This window comes from Pseudomonas sp. 43A, assembly GCF_013363935.1.
Lineage (GTDB): Bacteria > Pseudomonadota > Gammaproteobacteria > Pseudomonadales > Pseudomonadaceae > Aquipseudomonas > Aquipseudomonas crudilactis.
This window is the reverse complement of record NZ_CP054880.1, coordinates 6,256,923-6,274,601: the sequence shown is the minus strand read 5'-3', so window position 1 is coordinate 6,274,601 and position 17,679 is coordinate 6,256,923. Positions and strand designations below refer to the sequence as shown.

Annotated in this window: 17 protein-coding genes and 1 other RNA gene; 6 read left to right on the top strand and 12 right to left on the bottom strand. The window is 58.3% G+C overall.

Annotated features, from left to right (window positions below; translation table 11 throughout):
• Positions 1 to 114: 114 nt before the first annotated feature.
• Positions 115 to 489, bottom strand: coding sequence for a DUF6124 family protein (locus tag HUW52_RS27770; protein WP_175555419.1), 375 nt, complete (start codon positions 487 to 489; stop codon positions 115 to 117).
• A gap of 316 nt (positions 490 to 805) precedes the next feature.
• On the opposite strand from HUW52_RS27770, the gene HUW52_RS27765 reads away from it, so the two are divergent.
• A complete protein-coding gene (locus HUW52_RS27765) occupies positions 806 to 1,846 on the top strand; it encodes a DMT family transporter (RefSeq protein ID WP_175555418.1) in 1,041 nt (346 codons plus the stop codon).
• A 91-nt stretch (positions 1,847 to 1,937) separates the two neighbouring features.
• Here HUW52_RS27765 and ssrA read toward each other — a convergent pair.
• The 8 genes from ssrA to HUW52_RS27725 form a co-directional block, all read right to left on the bottom strand.
• Positions 1,938 to 2,326: a transfer-messenger RNA gene (gene ssrA, locus HUW52_RS27760) on the bottom strand.
• Positions 2,327 to 2,422: 96 nt separating this feature from the next.
• Positions 2,423 to 2,698: a hypothetical protein gene (locus HUW52_RS27755; protein WP_175555417.1), complete on the bottom strand. Its 276-nt coding sequence runs from the start codon at positions 2,696 to 2,698 to the stop codon at positions 2,423 to 2,425.
• Positions 2,699 to 2,858: 160 nt separating this feature from the next.
• Complete coding sequence (locus HUW52_RS27750; RefSeq protein ID WP_134174495.1) at positions 2,859 to 3,137, bottom strand: hypothetical protein; 279 nt, start codon at positions 3,135 to 3,137, stop codon at positions 2,859 to 2,861.
• A 130-nt stretch (positions 3,138 to 3,267) separates the two neighbouring features.
• Entirely contained in the window at positions 3,268 to 6,078 is a 2,811-nt protein-coding gene (locus HUW52_RS27745) for an FAD-binding and (Fe-S)-binding domain-containing protein (protein WP_175555416.1), read from the bottom strand.
• Complete coding sequence (locus HUW52_RS27740; RefSeq protein ID WP_175555415.1) at positions 6,075 to 6,746, bottom strand: lactate utilization protein; 672 nt, start codon at positions 6,744 to 6,746, stop codon at positions 6,075 to 6,077. The genes HUW52_RS27745 and HUW52_RS27740 overlap by 4 nt, the downstream gene beginning before the upstream one ends.
• The gene (locus HUW52_RS27735; protein WP_016986515.1) at positions 6,746 to 8,200 is read right to left on the bottom strand and encodes a LutB/LldF family L-lactate oxidation iron-sulfur protein; all 1,455 of its coding nucleotides are present in this window, start codon (positions 8,198 to 8,200) and stop codon (positions 6,746 to 6,748) included. Before HUW52_RS27735 ends, HUW52_RS27740 begins: the two co-directional genes overlap by 1 nt.
• Positions 8,197 to 9,021 carry a (Fe-S)-binding protein gene (locus tag HUW52_RS27730; protein ID WP_016986514.1) on the bottom strand — a complete coding sequence of 275 codons (825 nt, stop codon included), beginning with the start codon at positions 9,019 to 9,021 and terminating at the stop codon, positions 8,197 to 8,199. The genes HUW52_RS27735 and HUW52_RS27730 overlap by 4 nt, the downstream gene beginning before the upstream one ends.
• Before the next feature lie 151 nt (positions 9,022 to 9,172).
• Entirely contained in the window at positions 9,173 to 10,867 is a 1,695-nt protein-coding gene (locus HUW52_RS27725) for a lactate permease LctP family transporter (protein ID WP_034154408.1), read from the bottom strand.
• Between the two features lie 262 nt (positions 10,868 to 11,129).
• On the opposite strand from HUW52_RS27725, the gene HUW52_RS27720 reads away from it, so the two are divergent.
• A complete protein-coding gene (locus tag HUW52_RS27720; protein WP_016986512.1) occupies positions 11,130 to 11,897 on the top strand; it encodes an FCD domain-containing protein in 768 nt (255 codons plus the stop codon).
• A 119-nt stretch (positions 11,898 to 12,016) separates the two neighbouring features.
• On the opposite strand, the gene smpB is transcribed toward HUW52_RS27720, so the two are convergent.
• Positions 12,017 to 12,499: an SsrA-binding protein SmpB gene (gene smpB / locus HUW52_RS27715; RefSeq protein ID WP_008088297.1), complete on the bottom strand. Its 483-nt coding sequence runs from the start codon at positions 12,497 to 12,499 to the stop codon at positions 12,017 to 12,019.
• Positions 12,500 to 12,618: 119 nt separating this feature from the next.
• Between smpB and HUW52_RS27710 the strand changes: the two genes are divergently transcribed.
• The 3 genes from HUW52_RS27710 to HUW52_RS27700 are packed head-to-tail and all read left to right on the top strand — an operon-like array spanning position 12,619 to position 14,771.
• Positions 12,619 to 14,022 carry a sodium-dependent transporter gene (locus HUW52_RS27710; RefSeq protein WP_016986511.1) on the top strand — a complete coding sequence of 468 codons (1,404 nt, stop codon included), beginning with the start codon at positions 12,619 to 12,621 and terminating at the stop codon, positions 14,020 to 14,022.
• A gap of 7 nt (positions 14,023 to 14,029) precedes the next feature.
• Positions 14,030 to 14,464, top strand: a complete 435-nt coding sequence (locus tag HUW52_RS27705; protein WP_016986510.1) for a type II toxin-antitoxin system RatA family toxin — start codon at positions 14,030 to 14,032, stop codon at positions 14,462 to 14,464.
• Positions 14,457 to 14,771, top strand: a complete 315-nt coding sequence (locus HUW52_RS27700) for an RnfH family protein (protein WP_016986509.1) — start codon at positions 14,457 to 14,459, stop codon at positions 14,769 to 14,771. The genes HUW52_RS27705 and HUW52_RS27700 overlap by 8 nt, the downstream gene beginning before the upstream one ends.
• Positions 14,772 to 14,835: 64 nt before the next feature.
• On the opposite strand, the gene HUW52_RS27695 is transcribed toward HUW52_RS27700, so the two are convergent.
• Positions 14,836 to 15,363 (bottom strand): outer membrane protein assembly factor BamE, encoded by a 528-nt coding sequence (locus HUW52_RS27695; protein WP_016986508.1) that lies wholly within the window; start codon positions 15,361 to 15,363, stop codon positions 14,836 to 14,838.
• A gap of 97 nt (positions 15,364 to 15,460) precedes the next feature.
• Between HUW52_RS27695 and fur the strand changes: the two genes are divergently transcribed.
• Positions 15,461 to 15,865, top strand: a complete 405-nt coding sequence (gene fur / locus HUW52_RS27690; RefSeq protein WP_016771770.1) for a ferric iron uptake transcriptional regulator — start codon at positions 15,461 to 15,463, stop codon at positions 15,863 to 15,865.
• A gap of 74 nt (positions 15,866 to 15,939) precedes the next feature.
• On the opposite strand, the gene recN is transcribed toward fur, so the two are convergent.
• Positions 15,940 to 17,613 (bottom strand): DNA repair protein RecN, encoded by a 1,674-nt coding sequence (gene recN, locus HUW52_RS27685; RefSeq protein WP_016986507.1) that lies wholly within the window; start codon positions 17,611 to 17,613, stop codon positions 15,940 to 15,942.
• Positions 17,614 to 17,679: the final 66 nt, after the last annotated feature.

Here is a 17,679-nt window from a genome sequence, read left to right as displayed (position 1 = left end):
GAGCGAACGGACTGTACAAGGGTTGGCCGCGCAGCTGCAGTGAAGAAAAATTCATCTCGATGGGCGGCTCCAACCGTGTCTGATGCGTCAATAAAAGTGCACAGACTTTGCCCGTCAATGGCAGGTTTCAGGCCTGGATGAGGGCGGCGCGCCCTGCGGATCAAGATTGTCCCGTGCCCGGCAGACCAGGATCTCGGCCAGTGCGCTCAATTGCTTCATTGCCACCGCCACATGGCGTTTCGAACCGTCGAACTCATCGGCAAAGTTGGCGCTGATGGCCGTCAGAGAGTCGAGAATCTCGCTGGCGTGGGTGAGCAGGGTCAGGGTGTCAACATCGTCGCGTACCCTGATGAGCTGATTGAGAGGAACTCTACGCCGCCGGTTCTGCGCCTCGTTGCGTGCGGTGGTATTCGATTGGATTTGAGTGCTGGACGCTGGCGCGTCGCAAGGTGCCGGGCCAACCAGGGAAAGGCGGGTGATTTTCTTCATGACGTAGCTCCGTGGAGTGAACATTCACTGCAATTGCGTCTGCCAAGTCGTCCATTGGGATGGCAGTGGTCGTGGAGGGTAACGCCACGAGGAACTGTCCACCAGTTCATCAAAGTCGACGCGTGTTGCGGGAATTTTCCTAGGACGTTCTGTGTGGGAAGGAGGGCGTGGCGATAAAACCAGACAGCAGTCGTGGTGATCACGGAAAGTCATCTCAAGGCATGTGGTCAGCGGGCGAAACCGTTCACATAATTCTCACCTGAGTTCTGCCATGATTGTCGCCGGTATTTCATCGGCCCGAGCGAGTGATCCCTTCATGAATGCGAGCGTGCTCTACGCGTTGGTTGCGGCAGCATTGTTTGGCGCCAGTACGCCACTCGCCAAGCTGTTGGGGGTACAGATTTCACCGATTCTATTGGCCGGGTTGCTCTATCTGGGCAGCGGGCTGGGTTTGACCGTCCTGCGTTTTGCCCGCGATCGAGGCTGGCAGCGTTCCGGACTCGGACCCGGCGAATGGCCGTGGCTGGTCGGCGCCATCGGCTTCGGCGGTGTGCTGGCGCCGGTGGCGTTGATGTTCGGTTTGACCAGAACGTCCGGCGCGAGCGCGTCACTGATGCTCAATCTGGAATCAGTGCTCACGGCACTGCTGGCGTGGGTAGTGTTCAAGGAAAATGCCGATCGGCGAATCGTGATTGGCATGCTCGCCATCGTGGCGGGTGGTGTCGTGTTGTCATGGCCGCAAGAGGCCGTCTCGGCGCAGGACTGGACAGGGCCGCTGGCCGTCGCCTTTGCCTGCTTTTGCTGGGCCATCGACAACAACCTGACGCGTAAGGTGTCTGCCTCGGATGCACTGTTTATCGCGGGCAGCAAAGGTCTTGTGGCGGGGTTGGTCAACTGCGGCCTCGCCTTGTTCATCGGCAAACAGCTGCCCGCAGCCGCCTCGCTGGTGCCCATTCTGCTGGTCGGATTTCTCGGTTATGGCGTCAGCCTGGTGATGTTCGTCCTGGCCCTGCGCGGGCTGGGCAGTGCGCGCACCGGCGCGTACTTTTCCACCGCGCCGTTTCTGGGCGCAGGTATCTCGATTCTGCTGCTGGGCGAGTCGGTATCGCTGATGTTCCTGCTCGCTGCAGCGTTAATGGCCGTGGGGGTATGGATTCATCTGATGGAGAACCATACTCATGAGCATCAGCACGAACGGCTCGAGCATGATCATCGCCACACACATGACGAGCATCACCAGCATGTGCACGGGTTTGACTGGGATGGAACGGAGCCGCACAGTCATCCGCATGTGCATACGCCGATGCGTCACCGTCATGCGCATTTCCCGGATGTGCATCATCGGCATGAGCATTGAGGTGTGTGGACGGGGTTGGTTTTCGAAAGGGGCTGGATGGGACGGCTAGATGCAACAAAGCCCGCACTTGGCGGGCTTTGTTGTTGAGAGTTGGTGGAGCCGGGGGGATTTGAACCCCCGTCCGCCAGTACTCCGCTGTCGGTACTACATGCGTAGCCGTGTCTATTAAGTTAACCCTCAGCGACCCGACGGGCAGGGTGCTTTGGGCGAGTTGTGTAAGTTTTAGCCGCTTCGTCCACAACGTACTGCACGGCGATTCTGTTCTATATGACAATCATTTTGGGTTTACAGACATCCCCTGATGATTGCTGGACCCGAAGGTACCAGGAGCATTGTCAGCTGCAATTAAGCAGCGAGAGCAACACCGTATTGGTCGTCATTGGCAACTATAAGTAGTTGCAACAGTGGATTTACGACTTCTGTTACCAAGTCGGCATGCACCTAAAGTTTCGCAACCGGCGTCGAATCCTAAACGGCCCCGAACTCATTGCTCTGTACATCTTGGTGAGCAACAAGCCTGCGCAGTGTACGCCAATCGGCGTGTAAGGCCAACCCGAAGGTTGGCCTTGAGGTCTGTCAGTTACGTGTTGGGTTACGGATCTGCATTTTAGTCATCAGGCCCGAAGTGATCTCAACGCAATCCTTGTCGTTGCCGGCCGCTTGAGCCGCCATGGCTTTCTCCTGATCCGCCTTGATGTTGTTCATGGAAGATTCAGGAAGGGATGGCTGACTGGTGACAAAGTCTTTGATGGCTTGAAGATTACCTGCACAAAGGTCTTTGTCTGCCGCGAACACCGGCGACGTCAGCAGGGCACCAGCGATGAACAATCCAGCAATTGCAGAATGCTTCATGGGTATCTCCTTGAACGGTAGGGCTCGGTGCTGCCGGACGGTCTGGCGGCGATGCCGAGGTCATAACAGGCTACGTTAGCGTAGGGCCTGTTTAATCGACCGCCGCGCTACGCAGGAATTCGGTTTTTTTTACATCTGGTATCAAAACGCCTGCTCACTATCACTTCTTGGTGTCACCCGAGGTTTTCTGGATTTCCAGAATTGTTTGCTGGGTTTCCGCGACGCAGTCATCAATCTTGCCTTGGGCTTTGAGGGCCTGGGCTCTCGCCACACTGGCGGAGACGCGCGCGTTCAGCTCCGATGAAGTCTGATATTCCGATTTCGCGTTATTGATGGTTTGCAGATTAGCTTCGCACAGGCTGTCTGGCCCGGCGGCAAACGAAGTCGACGCCATCACCGAGGCAGTAACGAACAGACCGAGCAGTACAGAACGTTTCATGTGTATCTCCTTACGCTGAGGGATCCAGACTTCGCTGACCCTGAGTGCCGGTCACCGAAAGAAGGAACGGCCCCGAGTGTTCGAGGCCTGTTCTGTGGACTGCGGTCTCGCGCAAGGGTTCTGATTTTCTTCAGCAGGCCTTCGCCTGAGTGACTCGATCGACCAGATAAACCAGGCCGTGATAATCGATTCCGCCGTGTTGCGTCAGGCCGATTTCACACGTGCGACTGGTGGAAATCCCCTCGCTGCAATGCTGCACCGCGTCCTTGAGCGTGCGCAGCGAATGGCTGTTCAACTCCGGTGTGGTGAAGCCCTTGTCGCCGGCAAATCCGCAGCAATGAATCCCTTCCGGAATCACTACGGTTTTGCTGCACTTGCGCGCCAGATCAATCAGCGCCTGGCTTTCGCCCAGATGCTGAGTGCTGCAGGTCACGTGCACGGCAATCGGTGCATCTTGCGGGGTGAAGTCGAGTCGTTCGAGAAGATGCGTACGGATGAAGCGCACCGGATCGTACAGATCCAGACGAACATCGCCGACATCCTGCACCAGGCGCAACGTGCACGGACTGGTGTCGCAATAGATCGGATCGAGTCCGCCGCGACTGGCGTGCAACAGTGCGCTGATCAGCTCTTGGCGCTTGTGCTCGGCCTGTTCGGCATAGCCCTTGGAAGCGAATGGCTGACCGCAGCAGAGATTGTCCAGATTGTCCGGGAAGACCACTTGATAACCGGCCTTTTCCAGCAACCCACAGGTTTTGTCGTACAGCGATATCTGCTCTTTATCGCCCGCCGCCGGGCCCATGACTCGCGAGACACACGCTGCGAGATACACCACGCGCGGGCGCTCGTCCGACACGCTCGGGCTGAAGCGAATCGCCTTCTCCGGTTGCGGCATCGCATTCGTCCACAACGGCACTTGGCCCTTGGACAGCCGCGTAATGGTTGCCGAAAGTTTCGCCAGACGCGGCGCGCCGAGCATCATCCGCGCACCGTTGGCCACGTGCAGAGTGAAGCGTGCGCCCTGCAAAGTCTTGGCGAAATTTCCTTCAATCCAGTCAGCCGTTTTCTGATGCGTTGCGTGTCGGCCTCGGAGCTTTTTCACCAGCTCGCCGGTGTTGATGCCTACGGGACAACGTTGCGCGCACAGACCAGTGGCGGCGCAGGTTTCTATGCCTTGGTACTCGTAGGCTTTTTCCAGTTCGGTGGTGTCGACGCCGGCGCGTTTTTTCGCCTGAATATCGCGCCAGATCACAATGCGCTGACGCGGGCTCAGGGTCAGTCCTTTAGATGGGCAGACCGGTTCGCAGAAACCGCATTCGATGCATTTATCCACAATCTCGTCGGCCGCCGGCAGCGGTTTGAGGTTTTTGAGGTGAATCTGTGGATCTTCGCTGAGCACCACGTCTGGATTGAGAATCCCGTTCGGGTCGAGCAGACGTTTGAGCTGCCACATCAACTGATAGGCGTCGCTGCCCCATTCCAGTTCCACGAACGGCGCCATGTTGCGGCCGGTGCCGTGTTCGGCTTTCAACGATCCACCGAATTCCACCGCAACCAGTTGCGCGACGTCGTCCATGAACGCTTGATAGCGTGCGACTTCTTCCGGGTTGTTGAAGCCTTGGGTGAAGACGAAGTGCAGATTGCCTTCCAGCGCGTGTCCGAAAAGGATCGCCTCGTCGTAGGCATGTTTATCGAACAGCTCGATCAAGCGATTGACGCCAATGGCCAGTTGTTCGACCGGGAAGGTCACGTCTTCGATGATCACCGTGGTGCCGGTTTTACGCACGGCGCCGACGGCGGGGAAGGTGTCTTTGCGGATTGCCCAGAGCTTGGCGTTTTCCAGAGGATCTTCGGTGAAGTCGACTTGCTTCTCCACCGGGAAACCACTGAGCGACGCCATGATTTGCGCCAGGTGTTCCTGCAGTAAAGTGGAAGACGCGGCGCGGGATTCGATCAGCAGCGCGCAGGCATTGTTCGACAGCTGCTGTACGAACGCGGGCATACCCGGTTTGTCTTGCACCGAGCGCAGGCTGCGCCGATCCAGCAGTTCTACGGCGGATACCGGTTGGCTTTTCAACACGGTGACCGCGTTGCAGCAGGTTTCCACATCCGGGAACACGATCAGCGCCGAAGCCTTGTTCGGGTGATCGATCACCGTGTTGTAGGTCACCGCGCTGATGAAGCCAAGCGTGCCTTCGGAACCGACCAGCAGGTGGCTCAAGATATCCACAGGCTCATCGAAATCCACCAAGGCATTCAGCGACAGGCCAGTGGTATTTTTCAGACGGTATTTGTGGCGGATTCGTGCGGCGAGTTCGGCGTTGGCGCGGGTTTCGCGGCCCAAGGTCGTCAAGCGCTCCAGCAACTCGCCATGACTGTTGCGAAAAGCGTCGACGCTGGCAGCGTCCTCGGTATCCAGGCGTGTGCCATCGGCGAGTACCAGGCGAATGCCGGCCAGCGTGTGGTAGGTGTTTTGCGCGGTGCCGCAGCACATGCCGCTGGCGTTGTTGGCGACGATGCCGCCGATCTTGCAGGCGTTGATCGACGCTGGATCCGGGCCGATCTTGCGCCCGAACGGTGCCAGCCATGCGTTGGCCTGCGCGCCGATCACACCTGGTTGCAGGCGAATCTGCGTGCCTTGGCCACGAATCTCGCGGGCGTTCCAGTTATCCCCAAGCACTATCAACACGGAGTCGCTAATCGCTTGGCCTGACAGGCTGGTGCCCGCAGCGCGGAAGGTCACCGGGACATGGTCACGCTGGGCCAGTTTCAGCAGCGCGACCACTTCATCTTCGGACTCGACGCGGATTACCAGTTGCGGAATCAGTCGATAAAAACTGGCATCCGTACCAAAGGCCAGGGTCGATAACGGGTCATCAAAACGGCGCTCGGCGGGAATCAGTTGCTGCGCATCACGCAGGAAGTCAACGGGAAGCGTCATTGGTCCTCCAGAATCAGAACCACCAGGTCTTTCGGGCCGTGGGCGCCGTATGCCAGTACTTGCTCAATGTCGGCAGTTTTCGATGGGCCGGAGACCAGTAGAGCATTGGTCGGCATGCCTTGCGCCCATTCGAATTCCTGTTGCACCTGATAGAAGTTGTCGCGGATTTCACTGGCCTTGAGCAGGGCGAAATGCACCGGCGGCACCAGGCTCATCAGTCGTGGTTCTTCTCGGGTTGGCCACATGATCAAACTGCCGGTGGCGGCGATCGCGCCGAGGGTTCCGGTGAGACTGGCCGGGGTGTCATTGAACAGTTCGGCTTTCCACTCTTCCATCGGCCGGTCGTAGGATTTCAGCGTCGGCAGCTCGGGATTGTTCGCCCAGTGCTGAACGATTTTCTGCCCGTGCGCTGTCGTCGGTGCGATCAACAGGCTCGGCAGCTGACGATCACGCAGCAATTGTGCGAGCAAGGCTGGCCATTCTTCGCCTGAGGTCAGGTGGATTTCGGTGTGCACCGCTTCCATCAATTTGCGCAGTTGCGGGATGCGTTGTTCGGCGCTGTAGGTGTAGGGCTGCGTCACCAGATCGACATCGAAGTCGTCGGCAATCGGTGTGGTTCCCGTCAGACTTTTCCGCAGTTTGCCGAGGATATTGTGCTTGGCGCTCATCAGCGGTCTCCCTGTTTGGCCAGATGCTCGCGGGCCATGTCGTGCAGTGAGCGAGCGGCGGGTTTCGGCGCGCTGTGGTTTTGTGTCCAAGGGCCGACGTTGCTTGGCGTCAGGGCGCGCAGGCGCGTGGCGAAGAAACCGAACAGTCGATACAAGGTTGGCGAGCTGTTGAGTTTCGCCCAGGCGTTCCAGATAAAGCGTTCCTTGCGCGAATACTTGCTGCCCTGACCGCGCATCACTTGATTCGGGCTGTCAGGGGCTTTGACGTTTTCTTCGCGCAGGCGTCGCAGGATCGCCGGGATCGGAATTTTTACCGGGCAGACTTCACCGCAGGCACCGCACAGCGATGACGCGCTCGGGTGATCCGGTACCTTCGCCAGACCGACCATGTGCGGGGTGATGATTTTGCCGATCGGCCCCGGATACACCTCGCCGTAAGTGTGGCCGCCGACGCGGGTATAGACTGGGCAATGATTCATGCAGGCGCCGCAGCGGATGCAATTCAAGGTCTGGCGCAGTTCGCTGTCGGCGAAAGCCTGGCTGCGACCGTTGTCGAGCAGCACCAGATGCACTTCCTGTGGGCCGTCGAGTTCGTGTTCCTTGCGCGGGCCGGAGATCATGTTGACGTAAGTGGTGATCGGAATGCCCAGCGCCGAGCGCGTCAGCAGTGACAGCAACGGCACCACGTCGCGTAGGTTTTCCACGACTTTTTCGATACCGGTGACGGCGATGTGCACTGGCGGCACGGTGGTGGTCATGCGGCCGTTGCCTTCGTTTTCCACCAGCAGCAGGGTGCCGGTTTCGGCCACGGCGAAGTTGACACCGGAGACGCCGATGTCCGCTTCGAAGAATTTCTGCCGCAGGACTCTGCGACCGATCTGAATGAGTTGGTCAACGTCCTTGGTGTATTCCACGCCAAGTTTGTCGTGGAACAAGGACGCGACCTGACCGGCATTCTTGTGGATCGCCGGCATAATGATGTGTGAAGGCTTCTCGTGGTCGAGCTGGACGATGTATTCCCCCATATCGGACTCCAGACATTCAATGTCCCGAGCCTCGAGGAAATGGTTCATCTCCATCTCTTCGCTGACCATCGATTTGCCCTTGATCACTTGCCGCGCCTCGTGAGCGCGGATGATCGATAAGACGATGCCATTGGCCTCGTCCACCGTTTCCGCCCAGTGCACTGTCACACCGTTGCGGGTCAGGTTCTGTTCCAGTTGCTCGAGCAGGTCGGGCAACTTGGACAGCGCGCGGGCTTTGATCGAATTGCCCAGTGCGCGCAAATGTTCTCTTTCGTGGGCATCGCTGAAAGCGGCTGCCCGCTTGAGCATCAGTGAGTCCATGGCAGTGCGGAAGTTGTTCCGCAGTTGCTGATCACCCAAGGCGTTGTGCGCCCGGGTGCGGAAATCCTCTTCTACGGCGACCGTAGGAATAATCGCGGAAGTGCTCATTGCGCACCCCCGGTTCGTTGCCACAGAAAGCTGGCGAGATGTTGCCCGCGCAGCGCTTCTTTTTGTTTCTCCAATGCGCCGTTGATGTTCATCAAACAGCCACAATCGGCGCTCAATACCTTGTGCGCGCCGGAATCCTTCAACGCTTGGGTCTTGTCAGCCACCATCGCGCCGGAAATGTCTGGCATACGGACGCTGAATGTTCCGCCGAAGCCACAGCATTCGCTTTCGTGGTCATGGTTGACCCGTTCCACGTTGCTCAACTGCGCCAACAACTCGCGGCCGTGCAGGTGGGTGTTCATTTCGCGGCGTGCCGAACACGAAGTGTGCAGCGCGACTTTGACCGGTTCGCCGCTGTCCTTGAGCTGCACCTTGCAGACGAACAGCAGAAACTCGGCCAGTTCATAGGTGCGGGCCGCGAGGGCCTGAACCTGTCTCAACGTCTCCGGCTCGTCCTTGAACAAGTCGGCGTAATGCTCGCGCAGCATGCCGGCGCAGGATCCCGACGGCACCACCACCGGATAGTCCCCGGCAAACAGCGCCAGCTGCGAGCGCGCTACCGTCCGCGCCTGCTCGGTGTAACCCGAGGTGTAGGCCGGTTGCCCGCAGCAACTTTGCCCTTGTGGATACTCGACCCGGATCCCTTCGCGCTCCAGCAAGTGGATCGCGTCCATCCCGGCTTCGGGGTAGAACAGATCGACCACGCACGTGCCGAACAGGTAGACCCGCGCCGGTTTCTCGCTGGGGTATTGCCGAGGTTCGGGCAGTGGCGGTGCCACACGGGTCGCGTTTGGCACGGCGTTGTAAAAAAGCTCGCTCATCAGGCGTGTCTCCGGGTGGGCCCGGTTATCCGTCTGTTGCGGCTGCTGAAATATAGAGAGAGTTGCTTTCAGCAGCCTTACAGACCGGGTTGTGAATTGCTGACGCTGAAATCACGGATCGGCGTCGGTTATTTCCATGCTTCTTGTAGGTTTAGTGCACCAACATGCCGGTGAACCAGTAGGCCTGAGCCAGGGTGATCAAACCGACAATCGTTGCAAAGAATAGGCTGTGCTTGAGCGTGAAGCGGAACAGATCCGATTCCTTGCCCACCAGTCCGGTCGCGGCGCAGGCCACGGCGATCGATTGTGGCGAGATCATTTTGCCGGTCACTCCGCCGCTGGTGTTCGCTGCCACCAGCAGGGTGTCGTTGACGCCGATCTGGTGTGCGGTGGTCGCCTGCAATGAACTGAACAGCGCGTTGGACGAAGTATCGGAACCGGTGAGGAACACGCCGAGCCAGCCGAGGAACGGCGAGAAGAACGGGAATGCCGCGCCGGTTCCGGCCAATACCAGGGCCATGGTCGAAGACATGCCGGAGTAGTTGGTGACGAAGGCGAACGCCAGCACCATGCCGATCGACAGGATGGGCCAGCGCAGTTCGTAGAAGGTTTCTTTCAAAGTGGTAAGACCAGTTTTGAAATTGATCTTCAGGACCAGCATCGAGATCAGCGCGGAGAAGAAAATCGCCGTGCCAGTCGCGGAAATCGGGTCGAGTTTGAACACCGCCGGGATGGCAGTCGGGGCGGCCACGATCGGTGCGGTTTTGATCACCAGTTGATCAAGATGCGGGATCGCGAAGTTGAACACCCAGCTGTACATCGAACCGCCAGCGGCGAACATCGCTTTGAAAGGCTTCAGCGTCCAGATGGTCACCAGCACGGTGAGGATCAGAAACGGCGACCAGGCTTTGAAAATTTCCCCAAGGCTGTAAGGCGACGCCACGGTGGTGCGCTTTTGGCCGAAACCACCGACGCTGGCGGTGATTGCTGCGCTGGAGGTGGCGCCAGCGATTTGCGCGCCGGCGGTGCGTTTTGGCTGCCAGACTTTCAGGAACAGGGTCAGGGAAATCAGGCTGGCCAAGGCCGAGGTGATGTCCGGCAACTCTGGGCCGATGAAGTTGGACGTGAAGTACTGGGTGATGGCGAAGCTCAGGCCCGCGACCAATGCAGCCGGCCAGGTTTCGCGCACGCCGCGCAGACCGTCCATCATGAACACTAGCCAGAACGGTACGAACAGCGACAGCAGTGGCAGTTGGCGACCGGTCATGGCGCCGATCTTGAACGCGTCGATGCCGGTGACTTGGCCGGCAACGATGATCGGGATCCCCAGGGCACCGAACGCAACCGGCGCGGTGTTGGCGATCAGGCACAGGCCGGCGGCGTACAGCGGGTTGAAGCCCAGCCCTACCAGAAGTGCGGCAGTAATCGCCACGGGCGCACCGAAACCGGCAGCACCTTCCAGAAACGCACCGAAGCAGAAACCGATCAGCAGCACTTGCAGGCGCTGGTCGTCAGTAATCGATAACACCGAACTGCGAATGACCTCGAACTGGCCACTTTTGACCGTCAGTTTGTAGAGGAATACCGCCGCGACAATGATCCAGGCAATCGGCCACAGACCGTAGGCGAAACCGTATCCGGCGGCGGCGAAGGCCATGTCGACCGGCATCTGGAACGCGAAGATTGCTACGGCAATCGACAGGGCGAGGGTGATGCTCCCGGCGACATGGCCTTTGAGGCGGAACACCGCCAATGCGAGGAAAAAGAACACGATGGGGATGACGGCCGCGAGTGCGGACACGCCGAGACTGCCGAGCGGGCTGTAGAGCTGTTGCCAGGTTTGCATATGGGGTGGCCCCTAATTGTTGTTGGTCAGGCACTGTCAGCGTTCTTGGATAATTGGTAAGACCAATTTACAATCGCTGTTGGCTAGGGTAAAAGCCTTGATGTCGGTGTGTCAATTTGTCGCCCTGAAACTTTTGCCGAACAAGCGGTGCAGATCGCATCTGATCCGGTTTCGGCAAGTGGCGTCTGGTAGGTGTCGGCAAGGCGCCGATAGGCCAGAATAGAGAGCCCGGCGAGCGGTCGGGATCGTGGAGAAATGAGTTATGGGGTTTGATCAGATTCGGCAGCGCCGTTTGTCTGACGATATTGTCGAGCGACTTGAGGGGATGATCCTCGAGGGCACGCTGAAGTCCGGTGAGCGGCTGCCGGCGGAGCGCACGCTGGCCGAACAATTTGGCGTATCACGGCCGTCGCTGCGCGAAGCGATTCAGAAACTGGCGGCCAAAGGGCTGCTGGTCAGTCGCCAGGGCGGCGGCAATTATGTGGTGGAAAGCCTCGGGTCGACGTTCAGTGATCCGCTGTTGCAGCTGCTTGAAAGCAACCCCGAGGCACAACGCGATCTACTGGAATTTCGGCACACTCTGGAGGCATCGTGCGCCTATTACGCTGCATTGCGCGCTACTGATGTGGATCGCGAGCGCTTGACCGCAGCGTTCGAAGAACTACAGGACTGCTATTCGCGTCACGATGAAGTCAGCCGGGCGGAGGAGGGCGCGGCTGATGCGAAATTCCATCTGGCAATTGCCGAAGCCAGCCATAACGCGGTGTTGCTGCACACTATTCGCGGGCTGTTCGATCTGCTCAAACGTAATGTGGTCACCAACATCGGCGGCATGTACAAGCAGCGCACGGAAACCCGCGACATGCTGATTACCCAGCATCGGGAATTGTATATGGCGATTATTGAAGGTCGTGCGGAGCAGGCGCGGGAAGTTTCCAGCAGACATATTTTGTATGTGCAGGAAGTGCTGGAAGAGGTGCGGCAGGAGGTTCAGCGCATGGCTCGGGCGGAGCGGCGCAAGGGGATGTGATCAGTTGTTTCTGTGGTGATGTTGCAATAGCGTTCGCGAGCAAGCTCGCTCCCACATTTGAAATGCATTCCAAGGTGGGAGCGAGCTTGCTCGCGAATACGCTCTAAAGGCAGAGGAAATTAATCTTCCTTGCCCTTGTTGCGCACCGCACGCTGCAGTTCACGACCGGCATCGCGCTCGCGCTCGGTGTCACGCTTGTCGTATTCCTTCTTGCCCTTGCCCAGAGCGATCTCGCACTTGACCATGTGCTTGCTCCAGTACCAGGACAGGCAGACGCAGGCGTAACCCTTTTGCTGCACCATCGCTGCAAGCTTTTCCAGCTCGCGGCGGTTGAGCAGCAATTTGCGTGTGCGCACCGGGTCGGCGATGACGTGGGTGCTTGCGGTCATCAGAGGCGTGATGTGGCTGCCGAGCAACCACGCTTCGCCATCCTTGAGCAGGACATAGCTGTCGACCAGCTGTAGCTTGCTTGCCCGCAGACTTTTTACTTCCCAGCCGGCCAGGACCAGACCAGCCTCGAACTTGTGTTCGATGAAGTAATCGTGTCGCGCCTTTTTGTTCTGCGCGATGGTCCCTGTTGGGTGTTTCTTCTGTTTAGCCATAGGGGCGGCATTATATGGAGATAAACGGCTGTCGGCTACGGTGATGCTGCGTGCTTGAGCAGGTTGAGTGAATCCCGGACAATGCGGCCTCTTTTTCTAACGCTTGGGCGTGATAAACGATGTCGACAGACAAGGTTTCTGTCCACGGCAGTTGGGCTAGCCGCTGGGTATTCATACTCGCCGCGACCGGTTCGGCCGTGGGACTGGGTAGTATCTGGAAGTTCCCCTACATGGTCGGGGTCTACGGCGGCGGTGCCTTTGTGCTGATGTTTCTGGCGTGTATCGCGCTGATCGGCATCCCGGTCATGCTGGCTGAAACCCTGATCGGCCGGCGCGCTCGGCAGAGTCCGGCGAACGCCTTGAAGGTGCTGGCGCTGGAAGCCGGGCACTCGGGCAAGTGGTCGTGGGGGGCATTTGCCGGGATGATCACGGCGTTGCTGATCCTGTCTTTCTATAGTGTGGTCGGCGGCTGGTCGCTGGACTACATCGTCGACATGGGGCGCGGTGACTTCCAGGGCGCCACGGCCGATCAGGTCGGCGCTTATTTCGGCAATGTCATCTCCAATCCATGGCGTCTGACACTTTGGCACACGATTTTTATGCTGCTGTCGGCCTTCGTCATCGCCAAAGGCGTGGTCGCCGGGCTTGAACGCAGCCTGCGCATCATGATGCCGCTGCTGTTCGTGATGATCCTGGTATTGCTGGGTTACAGCATGACCACCGGGCATTTCATGGAGGGCGTGCATTTCATGTTCGACTTCCACCCGGAAAAAGTCCTCGACGGCTTGTTGCCGGCGATGGGGCATGCGTTCTTCTCGCTGAGTGTCGGTGTCGGCTCGATCATGATCTACGGTGCTTATATGCCAAAGAGCTCATCGTTGTCGGGAACCGTTGTCGGCGTGGCACTGCTCGATACCTTTGTTTCGCTGATCGCCGGCCTGGCCCTGTTCCCGATTGTATTTGCCGGAGGCCTGAACCCTAGCGAAGGGCCGGGGCTGATGTTCGTCAGTCTGCCATTTGCCTTTGGTAATGTGGCGTTCGGTCAGTTGATGGGCGTGGTGTTCTTTGTGCTGGTGGCGATCGCGGCATGGAGTTCGGCGATCTCCCTTCTGGAGCCGATGGTTGCCTATCTGGTTGAGCGCACCAAAGTCAGCCGCGCGTGGGTGACTTTCTGGCTGGCGTTCATCTGCTGGTTCGTTGGTCTGGGTACAGTGTTCTCCTTCAATATCTGGAAGGAAGCCAAATTTTTCGTGAACGAAGGCGGGATGTTCCATCTCTACCAATGGGGTGCGCAGAGCGGTCTGGACTTCTTTGGCGTGATCGATTTCTTCACCTCGCGGATCATGTTGCCGCTCGGTGGCCTGTGTTTCGTGCTGTTTGCCGGATGGGTGATGGGACGTGAAGCGGTGCGCGATGAATTGTCGATCCGCAACCCGGCACTGTTCGCCCTGTCTTTGTTTTTGATGCGCTACGTGGCGCCTATCGGCATTGTTGTAGTGTTTGCCGCTCAGCTCTGGAAGTAACGCTTACATGACGACACATATTCAACGATCGGCGTTGCTGCCGTACCCGGCGCAATTTCTCTATGACCTGGTCAACGACGTGGCGCGCTACCCGGAATTTCTGCCGTGGTGTTCCTCCGCTGAAGTGCTGGAAAGTTCGCCGGAGCACATGCGCGCCAGTGTTGGCGTGGCCAAGGGCGGTCTCAGTCAGCATTTTGTGACGCGCAATACCCTGGTGCCGGGGCAGTCGATCGAGATGAACCTGGAAGAAGGGCCGTTCAATCAACTGCACGGCGTCTGGGTGTTCAAGGTGTTGAACGAGAAGGCCTGCAAGATCAGCCTGGATCTGTCGTTTGATTACGCCGGGCCGCTGGTGCGCGCGACGTTGGGGCCGCTGTTCAATCAGGCCGCCAATACGCTGGTGGACGCGTTCTGCCAGCGCGCCAAGCAGATGCATGGTTGATCCTGTGATCGAGATAGAGGTGGTATACGCGGCCGTGGATCGTCAGGTATTGCGCTCATTCAGCGTCAATGAAGGCGCGACGGTGCGGGGTGCGGTGCTTGCGTCGGGTATCTGTAGCGAGTTTCCCGAGCTGAATCTGGCGGAGTGTCCGTTGGGTATCTTCGGCAAAGTGGTGGCTGACCCTGATACGCGGGTGATTCAGGAGGGGGAGCGCATCGAAATTTATCGCCCGTTGCTTGCCGACCCCAAAGAGGTTCGACGTTTGCGTGCTGCCAAGGCTGCCGCAGCCAAGGCTCGAAACGCGTAAAAGGACAAATTGCAGGCAATAAAAAACCCGGAATCTCCGGGTTTTTTATTGCCTCGCCAATTATTTATTGCGGCGAGGTATCCAGCGGCTCTGGTGTCGGAACCGGAACGGTTTCCACACCATCGACGTCCTTCTGGATCTGATCCAGCAAGGAACCTGGCTTGACCGGTTTTTCCGGTTTTGGCTTCTCGGCGTTTTCAGCAGGAGCGGTCACGGTCGTTCCACTGTCCTTGCCGAGAATGGCTTCGTCACGGCTTACGCCCGGCATAAAGTCACCGGACAGGCTGACAAGCTGGTCGTTTGAGTTGAAAATAACGCTGATGCGTTCCTGTTGGCGTTCACCGCCACCCGGTTGCAGGCTGTACAGATAATCCCAGCGATCGGCATGGAACGTGTCGGCAAGCAGAGGGTTGCCCATGATAAACCGTACTTGCGGCCGGGTCATTCCCGGGCGTAACTGGTCTATCATGTCCTGCGTGACGACATTGCCCTGCTGGATGTCGATTTTGTAAACCCCGGGGAATGAACAACCGGCGAGTGCGAGCAGTCCCACAAAGGTGAAACTGGTTAGCAAGAGCTTGGTGTTTTGCATCGGTGGGCGACTTCCACTATCTTGGCTGGGACAACGTAAACGCCGATCATACCCGCATTAAGAGAAGCTGCGAAGCAGCATCGCGAGAAAGCTGACCATGGTTGAAAATAGCGAACTACGCAAAGCCGGCCTTAAAGTGACCCTGCCACGGGTCAAGATCCTGCAAATGCTCGACTCCACCGAGCAGCGTCACATGAGCGCCGAGGACGTCTACAAGGCGTTGATGGAAGCTGGCGAGGACGTCGGTCTGGCCACGGTTTACCGTGTTCTGACCCAGTTCGAAGCAGCTGGCCTCGTGGTCCGTCACAATTTCGACGGTGGCCACGCGGTATTCGAATTGGCCGATGGTGGTCACCATGACCATATGGTCAACGTGGAGTCGGGTGAAGTCATCGAATTCTTCGACGAAGAAATCGAAAAACTTCAGAAATCTATCGTCGAGAAGCATGGCTTCGAGATGGTTGATCACAATCTGGTTCTATACGTGCGCAAGAAAAAGTAAGCATGTCGCGCGAATTTCCGTTCGCGAAACGAGCGAAGGCGACCCAAGGGTCGCCTTCGTGCTTTCTGCCATCATCAAACTTTTGCGGTGACGACCATTTTCTTGGCGTGGGCCAGGGACTCCTTGGTTAAGTCTATGCCGCCGAGCATTCGCGCCACCTCTTCTATACGTTCATTTTTGCTCAATTTGGAGACGGCTGTATGCGTTGCCTCTTCGCCCCGAACCTTGTGTACGAATAAATGTTGATGCCCTTGCGCCGCTACTTGGGGCAGGTGAGTCACTGTCAGTACCTGGCCGCGTTCGCCGAGGCGGCGCAATAACTGGCCGACGATTTCAGCGGTCGGGCCGCCGATGCCTACGTCGACTTCGTCGAATACCAGTGTTGGCACACGAGACGTCTGCGCGGTGATGACCTGAATCGCCAGGCTTATCCGTGACAACTCGCCACCGGATGCCACTTTCGCCAGTGCCTTCAGCGGTTGGCCGGGGTTAGCGCTGACCAGCAGTTCAACCTGTTCCAGTCCATTAGGTAGCAGTTCGTCGCTGCAGTTGGCGCGTAGCTCAATGGTGAAGCGCCCACCGGGCATGCCAAGTCGCTGAATCTCCTGCTCCACCGCGCTGGCCAGGCTGCCGGCAGCACGATGCCGCAAATCGCTCAGTTCCCGGGCCTTCTCCTGATAGTGGCGGGCATAGGAGGCCAATTCTTCCCCAAGGCGCTCAATGGATTCGTCATTGGCATTGAGGGTTTCGATTTCATCCAGCAGCTTCTGCTGCATTTCGCCGACTTCGGTTGGCTGAATCCGGTGCTTGCGCGCCAGGGTGTAAATCGCGTCGAGGCGTTCTTCGAGATACTGCAGGCGCGCCGGATCGGCATCGAAGTTGTCGAGGAAGCGATTGAGTTCGCCGACGGCCTCTTCAACCTGAATCTGTGCGCTGGTCAGCAGGCTGCTGGCTTCGCCCAATGCGCCGACGGAGTTATTCACGCTCGACAGACGATTGAGGCTGGCGGTCAGCGCGTTCAGCACATTGCCGGAATCGCTTTCGCTGCATTGCTCTACCACTTGCCGGCAAATGCCCAGCAGCGTCTCGGCGTTGGTCAGGTTTTTGTGTTCCTGCTCCAGTTGCTCCAGTTCGTTGTCACCGAGGCCGAGGTTTTCCAGCTCTTCGAGCTGATAGCTGAGCAGTTGATGGCGGGCGCGTTGTTCGTCACCGGAATTGGACAGACGCTCCAGTTCCTGGCGAGTCTGGCGCCAGCGCTGGGCGGCGAGCTGAACCTGGCGGGCCAGATCCGTGGCGCCGGCATACTCGTCCAGCAAGCGGCGATGGGTATCGGTTTTCAACAGGGACTGGTGTTCATGCTGGCTGTGGATATCGATCAACAACTCGCCCAATGACTTGAGATCGCCCAGGGGGCAAGGGGTGCCATTGATGTAGCCGCGCGAGCGACCTTCCGACGTGATTACCCGGCGCAGAATGCAGGGGCCATCAGTCTCCAGATCGCGTTCGGCCAGCCACGCGCTGGCTTCGGGAATATCGGCCAGATCGAAAGTCGCGAGGATGTCGGCTTTGTCGGCGCCGGGACGCACCACGCCACTGTCGGCACGATCACCGAGGGTCAGGCCAAGCGCGTCAAGCATGATCGACTTGCCGGCGCCGGTTTCCCCTGTGATCACGCTCATCCCGCGATCAAGTTCAAGATCGAGATGTTCAACGATGGCGTAGTTGTGTACGGACAGGTGCACCAGCATAAAGGCCGCTCCCAGGCTTTAGGTCTGGTTATTTATACAGTGTTTTGTTTCAGGCTGACAATGCCC